The sequence below is a fragment of the Micromonospora sp. NPDC005237 genome, assembly GCF_040607775.1.
GTDB lineage: Bacteria > Actinomycetota > Actinomycetes > Mycobacteriales > Micromonosporaceae > Micromonospora.
This window is the reverse complement of sequence record NZ_JBEXHJ010000004.1, coordinates 289,753-307,369: the sequence shown is the minus strand read 5'-3', so window position 1 is coordinate 307,369 and position 17,617 is coordinate 289,753. Positions and strand designations below refer to the sequence as shown.

16 protein-coding genes, 1 tRNA gene and 1 pseudogene are annotated in these 17,617 nt (G+C 71.6%); 11 read left to right on the top strand and 7 right to left on the bottom strand.

Annotation, left to right across the window (positions count from 1 at the left end):
• Positions 1–327 precede the first annotated feature (327 nt).
• Positions 328–404, top strand: a tRNA-Thr gene (locus ABZT87_RS13905).
• Between the two features lie 105 nt (positions 405–509).
• Here the strand turns inward: ABZT87_RS13905 and ABZT87_RS13900 are convergent.
• Both ABZT87_RS13900 and ABZT87_RS13895 read right to left on the bottom strand, forming a co-directional pair.
• Positions 510–950, bottom strand: coding sequence for a hypothetical protein (locus ABZT87_RS13900; RefSeq protein WP_355064363.1), 441 nt, complete (start codon positions 948–950; stop codon positions 510–512).
• A gap of 25 nt (positions 951–975) precedes the next feature.
• Positions 976–1,347, bottom strand: coding sequence for a tyrosine-type recombinase/integrase (locus ABZT87_RS13895; protein WP_355064365.1), 372 nt, complete (start codon positions 1,345–1,347; stop codon positions 976–978).
• 154 nt (positions 1,348–1,501) lie between these two features.
• Here ABZT87_RS13895 and ABZT87_RS13890 point away from each other — a divergent pair, with 154 nt between their 5' ends.
• The 5 genes from ABZT87_RS13890 to ABZT87_RS13870 all read left to right on the top strand — a co-directional run bounded on the left by ABZT87_RS13890 (position 1,502) and on the right by ABZT87_RS13870 (position 5,461).
• Complete coding sequence (locus tag ABZT87_RS13890) at positions 1,502–1,747, top strand: hypothetical protein (protein ID WP_355064367.1); 246 nt, start codon at positions 1,502–1,504, stop codon at positions 1,745–1,747.
• 1,085 nt (positions 1,748–2,832) lie between these two features.
• Positions 2,833–3,891: a hypothetical protein gene (locus ABZT87_RS13885; protein WP_355135701.1), complete on the top strand. Its 1,059-nt coding sequence runs from the start codon at positions 2,833–2,835 to the stop codon at positions 3,889–3,891.
• Positions 3,888–4,289, top strand: coding sequence for an AraC family transcriptional regulator (locus ABZT87_RS13880; protein WP_355135699.1), 402 nt, complete (start codon positions 3,888–3,890; stop codon positions 4,287–4,289). The genes ABZT87_RS13885 and ABZT87_RS13880 overlap by 4 nt, the downstream gene beginning before the upstream one ends.
• 34 nt (positions 4,290–4,323) lie before the next feature.
• Positions 4,324–4,743 (top strand): VOC family protein, encoded by a 420-nt coding sequence (locus tag ABZT87_RS13875; protein WP_354857380.1) that lies wholly within the window; start codon positions 4,324–4,326, stop codon positions 4,741–4,743.
• 67 nt (positions 4,744–4,810) lie between these two features.
• Positions 4,811–5,461 (top strand): histidine phosphatase family protein, encoded by a 651-nt coding sequence (locus tag ABZT87_RS13870; RefSeq protein ID WP_355135697.1) that lies wholly within the window; start codon positions 4,811–4,813, stop codon positions 5,459–5,461.
• A gap of 12 nt (positions 5,462–5,473) precedes the next feature.
• On the opposite strand, the gene ABZT87_RS13865 is transcribed toward ABZT87_RS13870, so the two are convergent.
• Positions 5,474–6,037 carry a hypothetical protein gene (locus ABZT87_RS13865; protein WP_355135695.1) on the bottom strand — a complete coding sequence of 188 codons (564 nt, stop codon included), beginning with the start codon at positions 6,035–6,037 and terminating at the stop codon, positions 5,474–5,476.
• A 168-nt stretch (positions 6,038–6,205) separates the two neighbouring features.
• Here ABZT87_RS13865 and ABZT87_RS13860 point away from each other — a divergent pair, with 168 nt between their 5' ends.
• From ABZT87_RS13860 to ABZT87_RS13845, 4 genes are all read left to right on the top strand, one after another.
• Positions 6,206–8,593 (top strand): M4 family metallopeptidase, encoded by a 2,388-nt coding sequence (locus tag ABZT87_RS13860; RefSeq protein WP_355064376.1) that lies wholly within the window; start codon positions 6,206–6,208, stop codon positions 8,591–8,593.
• 149 nt (positions 8,594–8,742) lie between these two features.
• A complete protein-coding gene (locus tag ABZT87_RS13855) occupies positions 8,743–9,516 on the top strand; it encodes an enoyl-CoA hydratase/isomerase family protein (RefSeq protein ID WP_355135923.1) in 774 nt (257 codons plus the stop codon).
• Positions 9,517–9,578: 62 nt separating this feature from the next.
• Positions 9,579–9,737: a hypothetical protein gene (locus ABZT87_RS13850; RefSeq protein ID WP_354857371.1), complete on the top strand. Its 159-nt coding sequence runs from the start codon at positions 9,579–9,581 to the stop codon at positions 9,735–9,737.
• A gap of 269 nt (positions 9,738–10,006) precedes the next feature.
• Positions 10,007–11,530 carry a serine/threonine-protein kinase gene (locus ABZT87_RS13845; protein WP_355135693.1) on the top strand — a complete coding sequence of 508 codons (1,524 nt, stop codon included), beginning with the start codon at positions 10,007–10,009 and terminating at the stop codon, positions 11,528–11,530.
• A 67-nt stretch (positions 11,531–11,597) separates the two neighbouring features.
• On the opposite strand, the gene ABZT87_RS13840 is transcribed toward ABZT87_RS13845, so the two are convergent.
• From ABZT87_RS13840 to ABZT87_RS13825, 4 genes are all read right to left on the bottom strand, one after another.
• Entirely contained in the window at positions 11,598–12,041 is a 444-nt protein-coding gene (locus ABZT87_RS13840; RefSeq protein WP_354858092.1) for an HNH endonuclease, read from the bottom strand.
• 215 nt (positions 12,042–12,256) lie between these two features.
• The gene (locus ABZT87_RS13835) at positions 12,257–13,531 is read right to left on the bottom strand and encodes a hypothetical protein (RefSeq protein WP_355135691.1); all 1,275 of its coding nucleotides are present in this window, start codon (positions 13,529–13,531) and stop codon (positions 12,257–12,259) included.
• A 66-nt stretch (positions 13,532–13,597) separates the two neighbouring features.
• Positions 13,598–15,151: an FAD-dependent oxidoreductase gene (locus ABZT87_RS13830; RefSeq protein ID WP_355064383.1), complete on the bottom strand. Its 1,554-nt coding sequence runs from the start codon at positions 15,149–15,151 to the stop codon at positions 13,598–13,600.
• 30 nt (positions 15,152–15,181) lie between these two features.
• Positions 15,182–15,664 carry an MSMEG_6728 family protein gene (locus ABZT87_RS13825; protein ID WP_354858084.1) on the bottom strand — a complete coding sequence of 161 codons (483 nt, stop codon included), beginning with the start codon at positions 15,662–15,664 and terminating at the stop codon, positions 15,182–15,184.
• Between the two features lie 106 nt (positions 15,665–15,770).
• On the opposite strand from ABZT87_RS13825, the pseudogene ABZT87_RS13820 reads away from it, so the two are divergent.
• A pseudogene (locus ABZT87_RS13820) lies at positions 15,771–17,582 on the top strand (NAD-binding protein); the annotation flags it as partial.
• Between the last annotated feature and the right edge of the window lie 35 nt (positions 17,583–17,617).

Sequence of the window (17,617 nt, the reverse complement as noted above, 5' to 3'; positions counted from 1 at the left end):
TTTCACCGGCAGGAACGTGCCGGACGATCCGAGTGAAGGAGCGACCGGCACGTACCCGTGCCGGTCAGCGGACGGCGGGTCGGCCGCGGGGGCGGCCGTGGTGTCGTCCGTGTCACTGCACGGTAAACGGGTTTCCCCGTGCTGCCAAGGCGAGCGGCCCGCGGAGGTGATCCGTTGCCCACGCATTCCGGGCACTCGGGCACGGGCAGGCATCAATCGACGTCTCCTCGAGGCGACGGGCGTCGGGTTGTTGACGTTTCCCATGCTCGGGAGCCCTCGCGATCGGGATATTCAGACGTCAGTCGCTATGCTGACCTCGACGCACGCGCCCCTGTAGCTCAGCTGGCCAGAGCACTCGCCTTGTAAGCGAGATGTCGCCGGTTCGATCCCGGCCGGGGGCTCCAATTCCACCAGGCACTTCCCGGACCGCAGGACCGGGAGCGCGGTGATTGACAGCAAGGCTGACAGCAACCCGGTCTCCGGCAGCCGTCCGCGCCCGGCAAAGTCGGTCACTTCCGCCAATCGTCGTCATCACAGACCTTGGGGCCGCCCTCTTCCAGGCCTACAGCCAGTCGCACGACGCCTGTCGATTCGTCGGGGTAGGCCAGGGTGACCGGGAAGGTCAGGTAGGCACCGTCGATCCCGGTGGACCTCGCCGGTCTGCCGATTGAGAACGACACGAACGGTCGCTGCTCTCGAAGGAACGCGGCATGGTCCGACTCGGTGTAGTCCGGTAGCACGTCGGAGCAGAGCTGCTGGTAGGCCGCACGGTGATCGGTGCCCCGAACCCGCTCCAGGTACTTGCTCAGGGCGGCCGTGGCCTTGCGCTGGTCCCGTCGTTGGTGCAACTCGCCCTGCCAGGTGAAGACTCCGCAGCACATCAATACGCAGGCCACTGACAGGAGCGCCGAAAGCAGGCAGCGTCGGGTGCGCCCAGCCAGCAGGGCCATGGAACGGAGACTATCGGTCATCAGATCAAGAAAGCCGTCCGTCCAGCTTGCCGAGCGCCTGACGCATCGCGTCAAGGCGGGCGTGGGCGTAGACCTTGAGCGTGATCTTCACGTCGAGGTGCCGGGCGATGGCCTGGACGACGTGCGGCGGGACGCCCAGCTCCATCAGCAGCGAGACGACTGTGTGCCGCAGGTCGTATAGGCGGACACCGGGCAGACCGGCGGTCTCGCGGAGCCGGGCGAAGGAGCGACTGAGGTTGGTGGGCTCCATCGGTGTGCCCCGCTCCGATGGAAAGGTGAGGTCGTGCTCCTCCCACACCTCCGCCAGCGCTTCCCGCTCGGTCTGCTGGCGCCGGCGATGTCGGGCTCCATCTGACGTGTTACGGATCGCTGTCACTTGATCCGTGACACGTCCGGCTAGACGATCCTGGTTTTCCCTTGTCTCAAGCTACTGCTTACGCCGGACGAAGGAGGACGACTTAACGCTCGCGCGGCACGACCAAGAGGCGACCGAAGCCGCCGTCACGCACCTACTGACGGAATCCCTCCTGATGATTCGCTACCTGGCAGCATCGGATGGGGATCGGACCGTGCCGGACAACCGCCGCCAGGAGCAGGTGCACACCCTCGCCGACCTCTGCCACAACCTTCCGGCCTGGCTTGATCCGACGCGCCGCGAACGCATCCATGGGGGCATTGCCTTCATGTGGCGCACAGCCTCGCCGATCAAACGGCGATGGGTCCGGCAGTGCTGGGATGCGATTGGCTACGACTACCGTTGGCTCATAAGTGACTGACGGGCTGACGACGCGCACGAGCAAGGCTGGACGTCCATGGGCTCAACGGAGCGCCAGATTCCGGTGTGGCTGTCCGGTCAGGGGCGTGTCTGTCCGTGCTGGGGGTGCGTGGGGCTAGGGTCCTCGTCATGCCGAAAGCCCGTGTCCCCGAACTGCCTCCCACTGGACGGCTGGGTCGGCACCATGGTCTTGCTGGCTGGCTGCTGACGCTGCGGGTCAGGCTCTTGGTAGCTCCAGTGATGGCCGGCGCCGTCGTCGTGCTCTCGCTGGCCGCATGCGGCGAGAGCACCACCCGTCCGGCCGCGTTCCCTTCGTCGCCAGCTGTCACTGCGTCAGCGGCCAGCCCTAGGCCATCCCCAAAGCCATCTCGGACGGTCGGCAGCCTAACCGTCGATAGCGAGGCGGGGCAATTGCTGTTGACACGGCAGGATGTAGGTAGTGAATGGCGGGGTAGCGTCGCTGATCTTGCAAGGGAATCGCGGACCGACAACCCTGCTTGCAGTGGCGTGGAGCGTGGCATTTACAGCAAGGGAAGCGCTCGCTCGCTCGTCAGTGCCTCGTGGCGTTATTCCGATACCGAGCACAGCGAACGGCTTGACCACATTGTCAAGGTCCATCCCGAGCATGGAGCTGCAGCTGAGATTGCCCGCGTCCGTGCCGGTGTCAACCGGTGTCGGGCCTGGAAGGAGGGGGGTGACGCCCCCGGGTACGACTTCACCATGTCGATGCAGCCAGTTACGGCCCCGAGGGCGGGGGACGAGGCAGTCGCTTGGCGGCAAAGCAGCAGGTACGGCCGGGCTCCGAATGTTGTCACGAAGTACGGGGTCCTGCTGAGGGTGGGAGAAGTTACGTCCATTGTTCAGTACTGGCCTGGCAGGGAGATAGCCAGTTCGGCAGCCGAAAAGAAGCTGCGCGAACTTGTCGCCGTAGCCGCGGCACGAGCAGAGAAGGCGCGGTAATCGCGGCAATGCCGGCTCCGCCTGAAAAATGACCCCGTGGTTTCGTCCCCCCGGCGGCCCGTCGGCAGGAGCATCGATGGTCGGCCACTCCTATAGTTCGGGTGTCACCGACCGTCGAGGAGTCGCATGAGCCCGGTCGTCGCTATCGCCGGTAGTGCCCAGGCGGGCCGCTCCTACTCGCCCGCCGTACGCGACCCGGAGGGTGCGGCTGCCGCGGCGGCCGAACTGGGTGCGGCACTCGCCAACCAGGGCTGCCGCATCGTCGTGTACTCCGGCGATCCCGAGTACCTGGAACGGGACGTCGTGCGCGGCTACATCCGCTCCGGCCGGGCGATGCCCGGGTCGATCCTGGTCCGTGGTCGGTACCAGCAGGACGTGGACTTCGAGGAGGTCCAGCGGCACCCGGAGCTGTTCACCGTCGTGCCCGAGTCGACCGACGACTGGGAGGTCAGCTTCTACCGCTCGCTGCTGACGGCCGACGCGTTGCTGCTGGTGGGCGGCGAACGCTCCACGTTCATCGCCGGGCTCATCGGACTGTCCCGGCGCATCCCGGTCGCCGCGGTCGCCGCGTTCGGCGGAGCCGCGGAGAAGGTCTGGCAGCGCCTCAGCACTGAGCGTGGCGTCGCCACCGAGGAGGAGGTGGCCCTGCTCGCCCGACCGTGGCAGCCGGGCGCCGCCGAGCCGATCGTCGCCGCGCTCTGCGCCCAGGTGCAGCGCCGCACCGAGCAGGAACGCGCCTCCCGCGAGGCCGAGCGGGCTGCCGGGCGGCGTACGGTGGCGGGCCTGGTCACCGCGCTGGTCCTCCTGCTGCTCGCCCTCGCCACGATCCCGCTGGCGTACGCCGCTCCGACCGGCGGATGGCAGAACGTCGCCGTTCTCGTGGCCGCCCCGCTGTTCGCCTCGGTGTGGGGTGCGATCGTGCGCAACGCGTACGACGGCAGTGGCAACTGGCTGCGGGCGGCGGCGTTGGGCTCGGCCGCCGGTGTCATCGCCTTCCTGCTGTTCGTCGCGGCGCAGCTCTCCACCAACCCGGGCCTGCTCGACGGTGATGCGGCGCGGCAGTTGGTCTTCTTCGTCCTGGCCATCGGGTTCATCGGCGGGTTCACGTCCGAGGTCGTCTACGCCAAGCTGCGCGACCAGGACGTGACGCAGACGTCGGTCCTTCCGCCGGGCGGCCCGCGGTGAGCCGGGCCGTGGAGGAGTCCAACCGGGCGATGCTGCGTGCCCGCGACGCGATGGACCGGGCGTACGCCGAGCCGCTGGACATCCCTGCGTTGGCCCGGATCGCGTACGTCTCCGAGGCGCACTTCATCCGGACGTTCCGGGCCACCTTCGGCGAGACGCCACACCGCTACCTGCAACGCCGCCGTGTGGAGCGGGCCATGGCGCTGCTGGTGGAGACGGGCCGGGACGTGACCGACATCTGCTACGCGGTCGGCTTCGGCAGCTTGGGCACGTTCAGCCGGACGTTCCGGCAGATCGTGGGGGAGTCCCCCTCGGATTTCCGGCGTCGCCGCGCGGCGCCGGGCAACGTGCCGTCCTGCTTCACCAAGGCCTGGACGCGTCCCAGCAGTTTTGGATAAGCAGCAGGTCAGGGCCACCCTCTACGGTCGTGGCATGACGATGAACGCGATCAGCCGCTCCCAGATCTACGTCCTCGACCAGGACCAGGCGCTTGACTTTTACGTCAACAAGCTCGGCATGGAGGTCAACACCGATCAGGACCTCGGCTTCATGCGCTGGTTGACGGTGAACCTGCCCGGTGACCCGGAGCGCGAGATCCTGCTGGAGAAGCCGGGCCCGCCGGCCATGGACCCGGCGACGGCCGAGCAGGTGCGGGAGCTGCTTACCAAGGGTGCCCTGGGTGGGTACCTGTTCATGACCACCGACGACGCCCACAAGACCCACGAGGAGCTCGTGGCGAAGGGCGTCGAGATCACCGACGAGCCGACCGAGCGCCCGTACGGGATCGACTTCGGCATCCGCGACCCGTTCGGCAACAAGATCCGCATCGGCCAGATGTTCCCCCGGGCGTAGCGCCAAGATCAAGAAACCGGAAGGCGCGGGCCAGTCCCGCGCCTTCCGGTGTGTTTGGGTGTACGGCATGCGAACGCGGCTGTTGTACCTGACCCGACATGGCGAGCAGGACCTGACCGGGCACGCCGACACGGACTCGACCGAGCCGGATTCCGGCCTGTCCGAGCGCGGCCGGCGGCAGGCCACGCTGCTCGGTGAGCGCCTGCGGGGCCGGTCGTTCGCCGCCGTGCACCACGGGCCGTTGCGCAGGGCCGCGCAGACCGCCGAGGTGGTCGCCGCGGCACTGCCCGGCGTTCCGGTGTACGCCACGGAGCTGGCCGGTGACCACCTCCCCCACGACACGGACCCGGCCGGCCTGCCGTCGGCGTACGCCAATTTCCTGGCCGGATTCTCGACGGCCGAGCGGGCCGACGGGCCGCGGGTGACGGCGGCGGCGGTGCGGCGCTTCACGGGTCCGGTGGTCGCCGACGAGGGAGCAGCCGAGGGCGAGCCGGTTCGTGAGCTGGTGGTGACGCACACCTTCCTGATCGCCTGGCTGGTCCGGCATGCCCTCGACGCGCCGGAGCGGCGGTGGCTGGGTTTGAACCACCACAACGCGGGGTTGACCGTCATCCGGTACGGCCCGGCCGGGCCGCCGAACCTGATCACCGTCAACGACGTGGCGCACCTGCCGGCGGAGCTGCGCGGCACCGGCCTGCCCCCGGACTACCTGGTCTGAGCTGCCGGTCGGTCAGCTGGTGACCCGCAGCAGAAGCTCGACGAGCGCACGGGTGGCCGGCGGCGGCGCGGGATCGGCGGGGCAGTCGACGTACCCGGTCTCGACGACGCCGACGGTCAGGCGGTAGCTGAACGCGTCCGCGCAGCTCGTCGCGGTGGCCGTGCGGCGGGCCTCGGTGGTCAGCCGGGGGTCGGCCGCCAGGCCGCGGAGCCGGCCGAGGTCGGCGGCGTCGAGTTTTCCGGTACGACGGCTGCCGGCCCGGTCCACCACCGTCCACCGGCCGTCCGGTTCGACTGTCACGTTGTCGCCGCGTCCGGCGAAACCGCCCGAGCGGAACAGCGTCACCCGACCGGCCGCGGCGTCGGTGGCACCCGGTCCAGGCGGCACGGGCCCGGTCGGCGCGGTGCCGGTCGGCGCGGTGCCGTTCGGAGTGGTCGGTGTCGCGGTCGCTGGCGGCGGGGTGCCGGTGGCCGATGGTTGGTCCGCGGGGCTTCCGGCCCGGTCGGTGCCGGTGCAGCCGGCCAGGAGGGCGGCCAGGAGCGCGATCGTGACGCCGGTCGTCGAGGCGGGTCTCATCTCCGTCGGACGTGCCGTTGCCAGCGTTGGTTCCCCTGTCAAGGCCCTCATCCGTTCGGCCAGTCTCAATGTCTGCGAGCGGTCCAAGCCTTCTCTTTTCTTGAACACATCGCTATATCTACATGCGTGACCACCCCCGTCACACCCTTTCTCCTTTCAGGAGGGCACGTGAAACGACCCCTCGCGGCCGTCAGCGCAGCGCTGCTCACCAGCGGCCTGTTGACCTGCGTCGCCACCGCGGCGCACGCCGCCCCACCCACCGCTCCCGCGCCGGACGCCTCCGCCGCGGCCCGAGCGGCGACCGTCTTGCAGACGAACCCCGGCGCCGTCCAGGGTTCGAGCGCCGAGTCCTACCAGGTGCTGAGCACCAAGGTGGACGCCACCGGCGCAGCGCACACCCGCTACGCCCGGACCTACCAGGGACTCCGGGTGTACGGCGGTGACTTCGTCATCCACACCGCGCCGAACGGCACCTACGCCGGCAGTTCGGTCGGACTCGCCGCACCGCTGACCCTCCCCACCACGGCCCGGGTCACCGCCGCCGCGGCGAAGAAGACGGCCCGCGCCGGGTTCAGCGGCAAAGCCGAGACCGTGGGCGCTCCGGAACTGTTCGTCGACGCCAGCTCCGGCAAGGGCCGGCTGGCCTGGGAGACGGTGGTCAGCGGCTGGCAGCCGGACGGGCAGACGCCGTCGCGGCTGCATGTGATCACCGACGCCACCTCCGGCGCGACCATCGGGTCGTTCGACGAGATCGAGTCGGTGGTCGGCAGCGGCCAGGGCATCTACACCGGCGCGGTCAGCATCGATACGACGCTCTCCGGCAGCACGTATCAGATGATCGACCCGTCGCACGGCAACGGCCGCACCTGCGACATGAACAACGGCACCTCCACCTGCACCACCTTCACTGACGCCGACAACGCGTGGGGCACCGGCGCCAACTCCAACCGGCAGTCGGCCGGCGTGGACGCCCACTTCGGCGCGGCGAAGACCTTCGACTACTTCAAGAACGTCCACGGCCGCAACGGCATCTTCGGCAACGGCAGCGGCGTGCCCAGCCGAGTGCACTACGGCAACAACTACGTCAACGCGTTCTGGGACGGCGCCCAGATGACCTACGGTGACGGCTCCAGCAACTCCCGCCCGCTGGTCTCGCTGGACGTGGCCGGGCACGAGATGAGCCACGGCGTCACCGAGGCGCTGGCCGGCCTGGTCTACTCCGGCGAATCCGGTGGCCTCAACGAGTCCACAAGCGACATCTTCGGCAACATGATGGAGTTCTACGCCGCCGCGCCGAGCGACCCGGGCGACTACCAGGTCGGCGAGAAGATCAACATCAACGGCAACGGCACGCCGCTGCGCTACATGTACAACCCGTCGCTGGACGGCTCGTCCGACAGCTGCTGGTCCACCAGCACCAAGAACAAGGACGTGCACTACTCCTCCGGCGTCGGCAACCACTTCTACTTCAACCTCGCCGAGGGCACCGGCGCCACCTCGTACGGCACCTCGCCGGTCTGCGGCTCCGCCCCGGCGGTGACCGGCATCGGCCGCGCCAAGGCGGAGAAGATCTGGTACCGGGCCCTGGACGTCTACTTCACCTCCAACACGACGTACGTCAACACCAGCAACCCGGCGAACACGGCGCGCGCCTACAGCCTGCGGGCCGCGACCGACCTGTACGGCAGCTGCTCGACTGAGTACAAGGCCGTGCAGGCCGCCTGGACGGCCGTGAACGTGGCCGGCAACGACGCACCCTGCTCCACCGGCAACGACTTCTCCGTGTCGCTGTCGCCGACCGCCGGCTCGGTGAACCCGGGCAGCGCGGCCTCCACCACCGTGTCGACCGCCACCACCAGCGGTACGGCGCAGACCGTGACGTTCTCCGCGTCCGGCCTGCCCAGCGGGGCGAGCGCCGCGTTCAGCCCCGCCTCGGTGACCTCGGGCGGCTCGTCCACCCTCACCATCAGCACCTCGGCGAGCACCCCGCCCGGCACCTACTCGGTCACCGTGAACGGCGCGGGGTCGGTCACCCGCAGCGCCACCTACACGCTGACCGTGAACGGCACCGGGGGCGGCTGCACCGCGCCGGGGCAGAAGCTGGCCAACCCGGGCTTCGAGTCCGGCGCGACCGGCTGGACGGCCAGCTCCGGCGTGATCACCACCGACAGCGGCCAGGCGGCCCACGGCGGGTCGTACAAGGCGTGGCTGAACGGGTACGGCACCAGCCACACCGACACGCTCGCCCAGTCGGTGGCCCTCCCGTCGGGCTGCTCGTCGTACACGGTCAGCTTCTGGCTGCACATCGACTCGGCCGAGACCACCACCACCGTCGCGTACGACAAGCTCACGGTGCAGGTGCTCAACTCGGGCGGGACGGTGCTGGCCACGCTGGCGACCTACTCGAACCTGAACAAGGCCACCGGCTACAGCCAGAAGTCCTTCTCGCTGGCCGCGTACGCCGGCCAGACCGTCAGCCTGAAGTTCACCGGCGTCGAGGACTCCTCGTTGCAGACGTCCTTCGTGGTCGACGACACCGCTCTCAACGTCTCCTGATCTGACCTGACCTGACCGACAGCCGGGCCCGGCGGCCATCCTCAACGGTGGCCGCCGGGTCCGCGCCGTCAGGTTTCTGGCAATCTTGGACAGTTGCCGTCAGCTCCTGACGGAAACTGTCCAAGATTCGCTTCAGCGTGGAATTCGGGGTGAACGTGTCGGACGCGGAACTGACAGTCGCGGTGACCGGACCGGTGGCGACCGTGGTGATCCACAACCCGGCCCGCCGCAACGCGATGACGGCTGCCATGTGGCGGCAACTCCCCGAGCTGCTCGACCGGCTGGAGCCCGACCCCGACGTACGGGCCCTGGTGCTCACTGGCGCGGGCGACGCCTTCTGCGCCGGCGCCGACCTCGGCGACCTGGCCGAGCTGCTGGACGCCGGCGACACCAGCATCGCGGTGGCCGCCGAGGAGCGGCTGGCCGGCTTCGCCAAGCCGACGATCGCGGCGATCCGGGGCGCCTGCGTCGGGGGTGGCGCTCAGCTCGCGGTCGCCTGTGACCTGCGGATCGCCTCGGATGACGCCCGCTTCGGCGTACCGCCGGCCCGGCTCGGGCTGGTCTACCCCGCGCTGACGACGCGGCGGCTGGCCCGGCTGGTCGGCCCGTCGGCGGCGAAGCACCTGCTGTTCACCGCCGAGCTGATCGATGCCGACCGCGCCCTACGGATCGGCCTCGTCGACGAGGTGCTGCCGGGCGACCGGCTCGCCGCACGGGTGGACGACCTCACCGCCACGATCGCCCAGCGGTCGCCGCTGAGCGTCGCCGCCGCCAAGGAGATCGTCGACGACCGGGCCGGACCGGCACGGATCGCCTGGTGGCACCGGAAGGTGGCGGACAGCGGCGAGGCCCGGGAGGGCGTGGCGGCAATGGCGGAGCGCCGGGCACCCCGCTTCGCCTGGCGAGCGCCGACCGAGCGCTGAAGCTCGTCGCCTACGCCTCGTCGTCGCCGTACGCCGACGAGCCGAGACTCCTCACGCTCGACATGGCCTCGTGCCTGTTCGAGGCGAGCGTCGATCTGGCCCACCTCCTGCCGGACCCGCCCGACCCCGTCGAGTTGTACAACCGCTTCATGGGCTTCGCCCGCCAATTCGTCATCGGTACGCCCCGCCGGCCAGGTCGCCGCAAGTGGTTCGAGCCCTAGACGAGTAATTCCTAGCCTTTGGGGCTGTGGGCGCAGCGGGCGGCCGGCGGTGACCCTCGGTCACCTCGGTGGGGGCGGATGCGGTGGTAAGCGGTATACCTCAGAGTCATATTCATACCTCTGAGGTATACGGCTCAACAGCACATCGACACGGCGGGCAGCCAAAGTGGATGGCCAGAGCCCTTCGCCGCAGCCACCGCGGGCCCATTCATTGCGAAACCTCGATCCCGGCTGGTGTCGGGGCGGGGCGGTACGGCAGGCTGTCCGTCGTGCAGCGTGATCGGTTGCTTGCGGGCCGCTACCGGCTCCTGGAGCGTCTCGGCAGCGGCGGCATGTCCGCGGTCCATCGGGCGTACGACGAGGTGCTCGAACGGGACGTGGCGGTGAAGGTGCTCGTCGCCTCGGACGCCAACGCCCGACAGCGGATCCGGGCCGAGGCCAAGGCGGCAGCTCGGTTGTCGCACCCGTACGTCACAGGCGTCTACGACTTCGGTGAGTCGCTCGTCGACGGCGTCCAGGTTCCGTTCGTGGTGCTGGAACTGCTCAACGGCGTCACCCTCGAACAACGGTTGGCCGCCGGGCCACTGCCACCCCGCGCCGCGCTGCGGGTCTGCGCGGAGGTGGCCACGGCACTCGCGGCCGCGCACGCCCATGAGCTGGTGCACCGCGACGTGAAACCGAGCAACGTGATGCTCACCCCCACCGGCGCGAAGGTGCTCGACTTCGGTATCGCGGCGGCCGTCGGCGACCCCGAGATCGACTTCGATGGACGGCTGCTCGGTACGCCCGCCTACCTCGCACCGGAGCGCCTGGCGGCCGGCGAGGTCCTGCCGGCCTGCGACGTGTACGCCCTCGGCCTGCTCCTGCACCGGACGCTCACCGGTCGGCTGCCCTGGGCCACCGAGGCGCAGACCGCGATGCTCCGTGCCCACGTCCACGTCGAGCCGGACCCGTTGCCCGAGATCGACGGAGTCCCCGCCGAGATCCACCGGCTCTACCGCTGGTGCCTGGCCCGCGATCCCGCCGACCGGCCCTCGGCCGCCGACGCGGCCCGCATCCTGCTCGGAGCTGCCGCCGGGCCGGCGACGGCGGATGTAGCCGCAGCCGCGGGCGGAGCGTCCGGGGTCGGGTCGGCGGCCACCGGGGGTGCGCCGGTCGACGACGCGCCGTCCGAGCCCTCCGCCGGTGTCACCGCCGACCCGACCGATGCCTCCCGGCGACACTCCTGGCGTCGGCGTCGGGTGGCGCTTGCGGTCGGCGGCGCGGTGATCGCCGCGGTGGCAGTGGCCGGGTCGCTGGGCGACTACGGCACCCGGCAGCACGACGGGCCCATTCCACGAACCGGCACCGGCACGGGCGGCACCACCACCGTGGGGCTGCCGCAGACCGTCGCACAGCCCGAACCGTCCGCCGCCCGTCCGCCGGCCGGCCCGTCGGCCCGGAACACCCCGGCCGTTCCCCGGACCAGCCCACCGACGGGTTCCGGCGGAACGTCCACTCCGGCACCGACCACGTCCAGGCCGACGCCCACACCCACACCCACGCCCACGCCCACCGACCCTGCGGTGGTCACGGTGCAGGCCCAGGGCGGAACGGTCACCGTCCGCTGCCTCGGGGGATCGGCCGAACTGCTCACGGTGACGCCCGCGTCGGGCTATCGGGCGGCGCCCTACGACCCCGGCCCGGCGAAGCAGGTCCAGGTCGAGCTGACCTCGGCTGAGCACAGCAGCGAGATCCGTGCGCACTGCGCGAGCGGCCGCCCGAAGCCGAAGGTCAAGGAACGCGGTCTCTGACCGGGGCCGGCGGGTGCCGCGCCGGGGCGTACCCCGACGCGGCCCCCCGTTCCCGCCGGCCGGTCGGTCACCGCCCGGCCAGCGACGCCCAGCCCGGGTTCACCGGCTCCCGGCGCAGCGGCATGCCCGCCTCCGCCGGGGTGCGGTCGCCCTTGCGCTGGTTGCAGCCGTAGCAGGCGGCGGTGGTGTTTCGCCAGGTGTTCCGGCCGCCCCGCGAGCGCGGCAGGATGTGGTCGATGGTCGATGCCGCCCCACCGCAGTACGCGCAGCAGCGCTCGTCGCGGCGCAGCACCCCGGCCCGGGACCAGGCCGGCCCGGAGCTGAACCGCCACCGGGTGACCACGTAGCGGACCAACCGCACCACTCGGGGCAGCGGGAAGACGCCGATCACCTGGTCCGGCTCCGCCTCATGGATCTCGGCCACCCGACGGCAGAGCATCCGGACGGCGTGCTGAACGGTGACCCGGTGCAACGGGCCGAGGTCGGCGTTGATGACGAGAACGGCGTCCACCGGGACTCCTTTCCAGCTGGTGACGGACAGCGAAGAGCCGCCCGGTCCGGCGTTCGGACGGGGCGGCTCGGCGCGTACGGGTACGCGTCAGTCCGGCCGGCCCGCCCGAGGGCCTTTCGCTCGCCAACCGTCGCCGGGCAGCGTCGACGACGGCACGGTGGTGACGTGCGACCTCGTCATGATCTGCTCCCGCGGCGGTGGTTGACCTTGCGCGATCACGGTAGGTCGGCACGGGAGAGTGGGGCAACGTATTTCGATGGGCTGCCCGGCTCCTCGGGACGACCCTGACGCCGGGTCCGGGGAGCGCGCCGGGTCCGGGGAGCGCGCCGGGTCCGGGGAGCGCGCCGGGTCGGGGTAGCGATCCCCGCCGCGCGGCGGGCGTTGGCCAGTGGCCGGTCCAGCCGCAGGGCCATCCGTGCGGTGAGTTCGCTGTCCAGGAGCGGCCGGTTGACCTCGCCCGCGACAGCCAGCGCGGGACCGGAGACGGAACGCCAGATGGCGGCCAGCCCGGCGCCCAGACCGAGCAGGGCGACGGTGGCCCGCGTGGTCGGTGAACCGGCCGCGGCGGCGGCGCTCACCCCGACCACCGCGAAGAGCACCACCAGCAGGGGCACCAGCACCGGCCAGAAGATGCCCCGAGCGGCCTGGGCCACCAGCCGTCGGTCCCGGATGATCAGGTTCCGGGCGACCACCGCGTAGTCCTCCTCGTCGAGCAGGTCGCGCGGATGCAGGCCGCCGGTGAGCACGCCGCGCCAGAGGTCACCCTGGTTGCGCAGCTCGCGGCTCAGCTCGGCCGGTTCGGGTTCCGCCGGATCGCCCTGGCCGGCCCGTTCCACCGCGACCGCCCAGGCGGCCAGCGAGCGGCGGACCACAGCGGCCGAGTACGGCGGCAGCACGCTGGCCAGCTCGTCCAGCCACCGGCTGAGCTGGATCTGCCGGCCGTCGAAGCGCCGCAGCAGTTGGGCCGCGTCGCCGGGCCGGACCGTGTCGGCCAGGGACCGGCCCAGCCGGTAGGCGAGCCCGACCCGGAGGTTGGTGGCCATCGCCCAGCGCAGCACGTCCACGTTGAGGTCATCGAGGGCGAGCAGCAGCGGTTCGGTGTCGGCGGTGTCGGGCTGTTCCAGGTCGGGCAGCCGGTCCAGGTCGGGCAGCCGGGTCCGGGCGGCGGACGTGTCCGGCAGCGGCCCGGTGTGCCGGGTGAGCGCCGAGATCTGAGCCAGCGCGACGTCCACGCCGTCGAGGTACATCCGCATCCGGCGCGGGAGCGACATCTCGGTCAGGTTGGAGAGCTTGGCCGGTGGGTGGGCCGGGACGGTCGGACCGGGTTCGGCGTGCTGCCCGTGGTGGTACGCGTCCGCCATCCACCAGCCCAGCCGCAGCGCGGTGACGACGCAGGCGCGCTCGTCGCGGAGCAGCGGGTACGCGTCGTCCCGGCCGGTCTCCTCGGTCAGCGGAACGCTCTGGGCGCCGACGCGGTGCAGTGGTGACATCGCCGCTGCCCTCCCGCCCGGCCGATCGACAGATGATCATTCGAGCGTACGGCAGCGTACCGTCGGTTATGTTGCTTTTTGTCGGTTTGGGGTGGCCCGCCCGGCCAGCAGGCCCCGAGGCCGGATCGAGCGCACCGGCTCGGCCGCGGCGCCCTCCGCGCGCAGGATGTGGTTCGCCGCGATGATCCCGGTGGCCGCGGAGCGTTCCATCAGGGCGCTCGGGAAGTCCGTGGCGATCCCGTCGCCGGCCAGATAGACGCCGGGCGCCTCGGTGCGCACCCCCGGACGCCAGGCGTGGCTGCCCGGCGTGAACGCCGGCGCCTGCGCCTCCACCCGGGCGCGCAGCTCCCGGACCCGCAGGTCAGCCGCCTCCGGCCAGAGCGCCACGAGCTCGCGGCGCATCCGCTCGGCCAGCTCCTCGGCCGGCACACCGGGCTCACAGGCGTACGCGTGCAGCTCGACGACCGAACCGCCGGTCTGTCGCGCCCAGCGGCGCGACTCGTTCTCCAGCCGGTGGTAGAGCGTCACCGAGTCCAGTGTGGGCTGCCGCGACACCCCGCTAAACACGGCCCGGTCGGCCGCCACGTCCCCGTCGCACCAGTACCGCGCCACCGCGTACGGCGGGCCGGGCGTGCCGAAGCGGGGCATCCGCGCCGCCAGCTCCGGTGCCCGCCCGACCAGGTCGGGGGAGGCCGCCACAAGCGCGGCCAGGGCCGGCGGATCCACCGCGAGCACCACGTGGGCCGCCGGGTGGCTGCCGCCGTCGGTGGTCGTCACCCGCCAACCCTCGCCGTCGCGGTGCACCCCCGTGGCGCCGGACGCGGTGAGCACCCGACCGCCGTGCTTCTCCACGTGCCTCGTCAGCGGCTGCCAGATCGCGGTCGCATAGTCCTCGTCGGGGCAGTCGAAGGCCAGCCCCTCCGGATTGCCGAGCAGGTAGAAGTGGAACTGGGCGACCATCTCGGCCGCCGACATCTCCGCCTCATGGTTGAAGAACGAGTGCGAGAAGACCTCGAACAGCATCGCCCGCGCCCGGTCCGGCAGTCGCAGCGAGGCCAGCAGCTCGTCGGCGGTGGTGTCGTCCAACTCCGCGTAGGTGCGGACCGGGTCGTAGGTGAGCAGCGGCAACGCCGCGTCCCGGTCCATCGACCGCAGATCGGCCAGGCGCAGGCTGGGACTGCGCAGCAGCAGCGCCAGCAGGTTGGCCGGCGGCGCGGGCGGCAGCCTGCCGAACTCCTCGGTCGGCCACTGTGCACTGAGGATCGGATAACCCGGAATCGGCTTGAGGAAGCCCAGGTCGGGCTCGACGCGACGAAGGATGGAACGCCAGTTGTAGTACTGCCGGAAGAACGCGTGGAAGCCATGCTCGTTCTGCTGCTCGCCGTCGCCGAGCGCCTCGGGCCACGCGCCGAGCCGCCCGCCCAGCGTGGGCGCCGCCTCCAGCACCGTCACGGCCACACCCCGCTCGGCCAGCACGACCGCCGCCGACATGCCGGCGATCCCGCCGCCGACCACCACCGCCGCGACCGGTCCCGGCACGCGGTCGGCGCCACCTCCGCCCGGGTCCACCTGGTGCTGGCGTACGCCGATGAGCCGACCCACCACACGCGACAGCGCCACGCGCACCTCCCTCGTCCGGCCCAGTCTCCCCTACGGCAGGCAGCGGCGCTCGCGGTCGGACGCGGGCCAGACGTACTCCAGATCCTCCGGGACGTCGGCGCCGAAGATCGGGCGGTAGTGCGCCGGGTCCTTGCGCAGCAGCGACGAGCGGTGGCTCAGGTGCAGGTCGTCGCGGCCGAGCCAGGGCGGCAGGTCACCAGCGCGGGCCAGCTCGTCCTGTGTGCGTACGACGCCGGCCCCGCAGGCGGCGGCGAGGTCGACGGTCAGCGTGGTGGCGCAGGTGTCGGCCCGTCCCGGCTCGGTCCAGACGGCACACATGTCCAGCCCGTAGCGGGTGAGCGCCTCCTCGTACCCGGCCCACATCTTCACCGCCGGATGGTTGCGCCACCCGTACCCGGGTCGGGTCAGGCCGCGGAGCACCTGGATGGCCTCCACCCGTTGCTTGCCCAGCCGCTTCTGGTCCAGCGCGCGGGCGCTGGCCAGAAAGTCCGGGTACGGCAGGAAGGTCTGCATCCCGGTGCTCTACCCGCCGCCCCGGTCGACATGCCTGGTCGACATGCGTGCTCGGGATGATCCGGGCGGGGTCGCCCAGTGTGGTCGTGCTGGTTACGATCCGGGCATGGCGGAGCCGTGGCGGGACCGGGCGCGACGGGCGGTCGAGTGGAACTGGCGGCTACGCGCCGCCGGTGATCCGCGTCCGCACTACGTGATCTGCGGCCGGGACGCGCTCGCCTACTACGTGGCCCGTGCGATGGTCGAATCCGACCTCCCGGCCGGCGGCGTCCGGGTGACCGTCGTGGTGCCGGAGCGCTACCGCCGCAACGGGCCGGACGTGGCCGGGCTGCGTGGGGTCCGCGTGGTCCGCTCGGAGCGTCTGGACGTGGCGACCTTCGAGGCCGCCGGGCTGGCCGGGGCGACCGGCCTGGCCCTGCTGCACCAGGACGACGTCGGCAACCTGCACGCCGCGCTCTGCGCCCAGGCCGTCGACCAGCGGGTGCGCCAGGTGCTGCGGATGTTCAACGGCACCCTCGCCGATGGCGTACGCAAGCTGCTCAAGGCGCCCGTCGAGGTGCTCTCCGACGCCGAGATGGCCGCGCCGGCGTTCGTGGCCGCCGCGCTCGGCGAGGTCGACCCCAGCTCCTTCCAGCATCGGGACAAGACGCTGCGGGTGGCGCGGCGGGCCGACGTCCGGCCGCAGGACGTGGTGTGCGCGCTGGCTCGCCCCGACTCGGAGCAGGGCATGGAGCTGCTGCCGGCCGAGCAGGCCGGCGCCGACCTGGTGCTCGCCGAGGCGACCGGGCAGCCGCCGGGCACCGAGGTCGCCGCCCGGCGGCTGGTCCGGGCGCGGCGGCGTCGCCGCCCGGTCGCGGTGCTGCTGCGGGCCGTACGCGGCTTCGCCACCCGCAAGATCGGCATCGCGGTGATGCTGGTGCTCGCGGTCATCGTGGTGCTCGGCGCGCTGATCTCCCGGGCCGAGGACGTCTCCCCGCTGGAGGCGCTCTACCTGACGCTGGTCACCACGCTCAGCGGCGCCGACCCGGACACCGGCAAGGCGGCCGACGCGCAGATCATGCAGGTGGTGCTCAACCTGGCCGGGCTGGCGCTGATCCCGCTGATCACCGCGGTCGTCGTGGACGGCATCGTCAACGCCCGGCTGGCCCTGCACACCGGCCGGCTGCAACCGGCCCGCGCCGGGCACGTGGTGGTGATCGGCCTGGGCAACGTCGGCACCCGGGTGATGGCACAGCTCCGCGAGTACGACGTCGAGGTCGTGGCGATCGACAAGGATCCGGAGCCGCGCGGCGCGACCCTGGCCCGCCAGTTGGAGGTGCCGCTGGTCGTCGGCGACGCCGCCCTGCCCGAGACCCTGACCGCCGCGTCGGTGGCCGACTGCCAGGCGCTGGTGGTGGCGTCCACCGACGACGTCGCCAACCTGGAGGCGGCCCTGGCCGCGCGCGACCTCCGGGACGACCTGCGGGTGGTGCTGCGGCTCTTCGACGGTGACTTCGCCGAACGGGTGGAGGAGACCTTCGCACTCGGGGTGTCCCGATCGGTCTCCTACCTGGCCGCACCGGCCTTCATCGGCGCGCTCACCGAACGCGCGGTGATCACCACGATCCCGGTCGACAGGCACGCGCTGCCGGTCGCCGAGGTGCCGGTCGCCGCCGGCTCCGAGCTGGACGGTCGGCCCCTGGACCTGGTCAACCGGGACGGGCAGGTCCGGCTGATCGCCCGGACCCCGGCCGGCGGCGCGAAGACGATCTGGTGGCGGGACCTCGACCCGCGACAGGTGATCTTCGCCGGTGACCGGCTCACCGTGGTCGCCCGCCGACGTGGCCTGGACTGGCTGACCACCCAGTGCGCCCCACCCGCCCGCACCGGTCCGGTTTCCCGGCCGACCGGGCCTGCGCCCGGCGGCGAGCCGATCCCGCCGTCGGCGACGAGGTCGGCGCCGCGCCCGGCGGA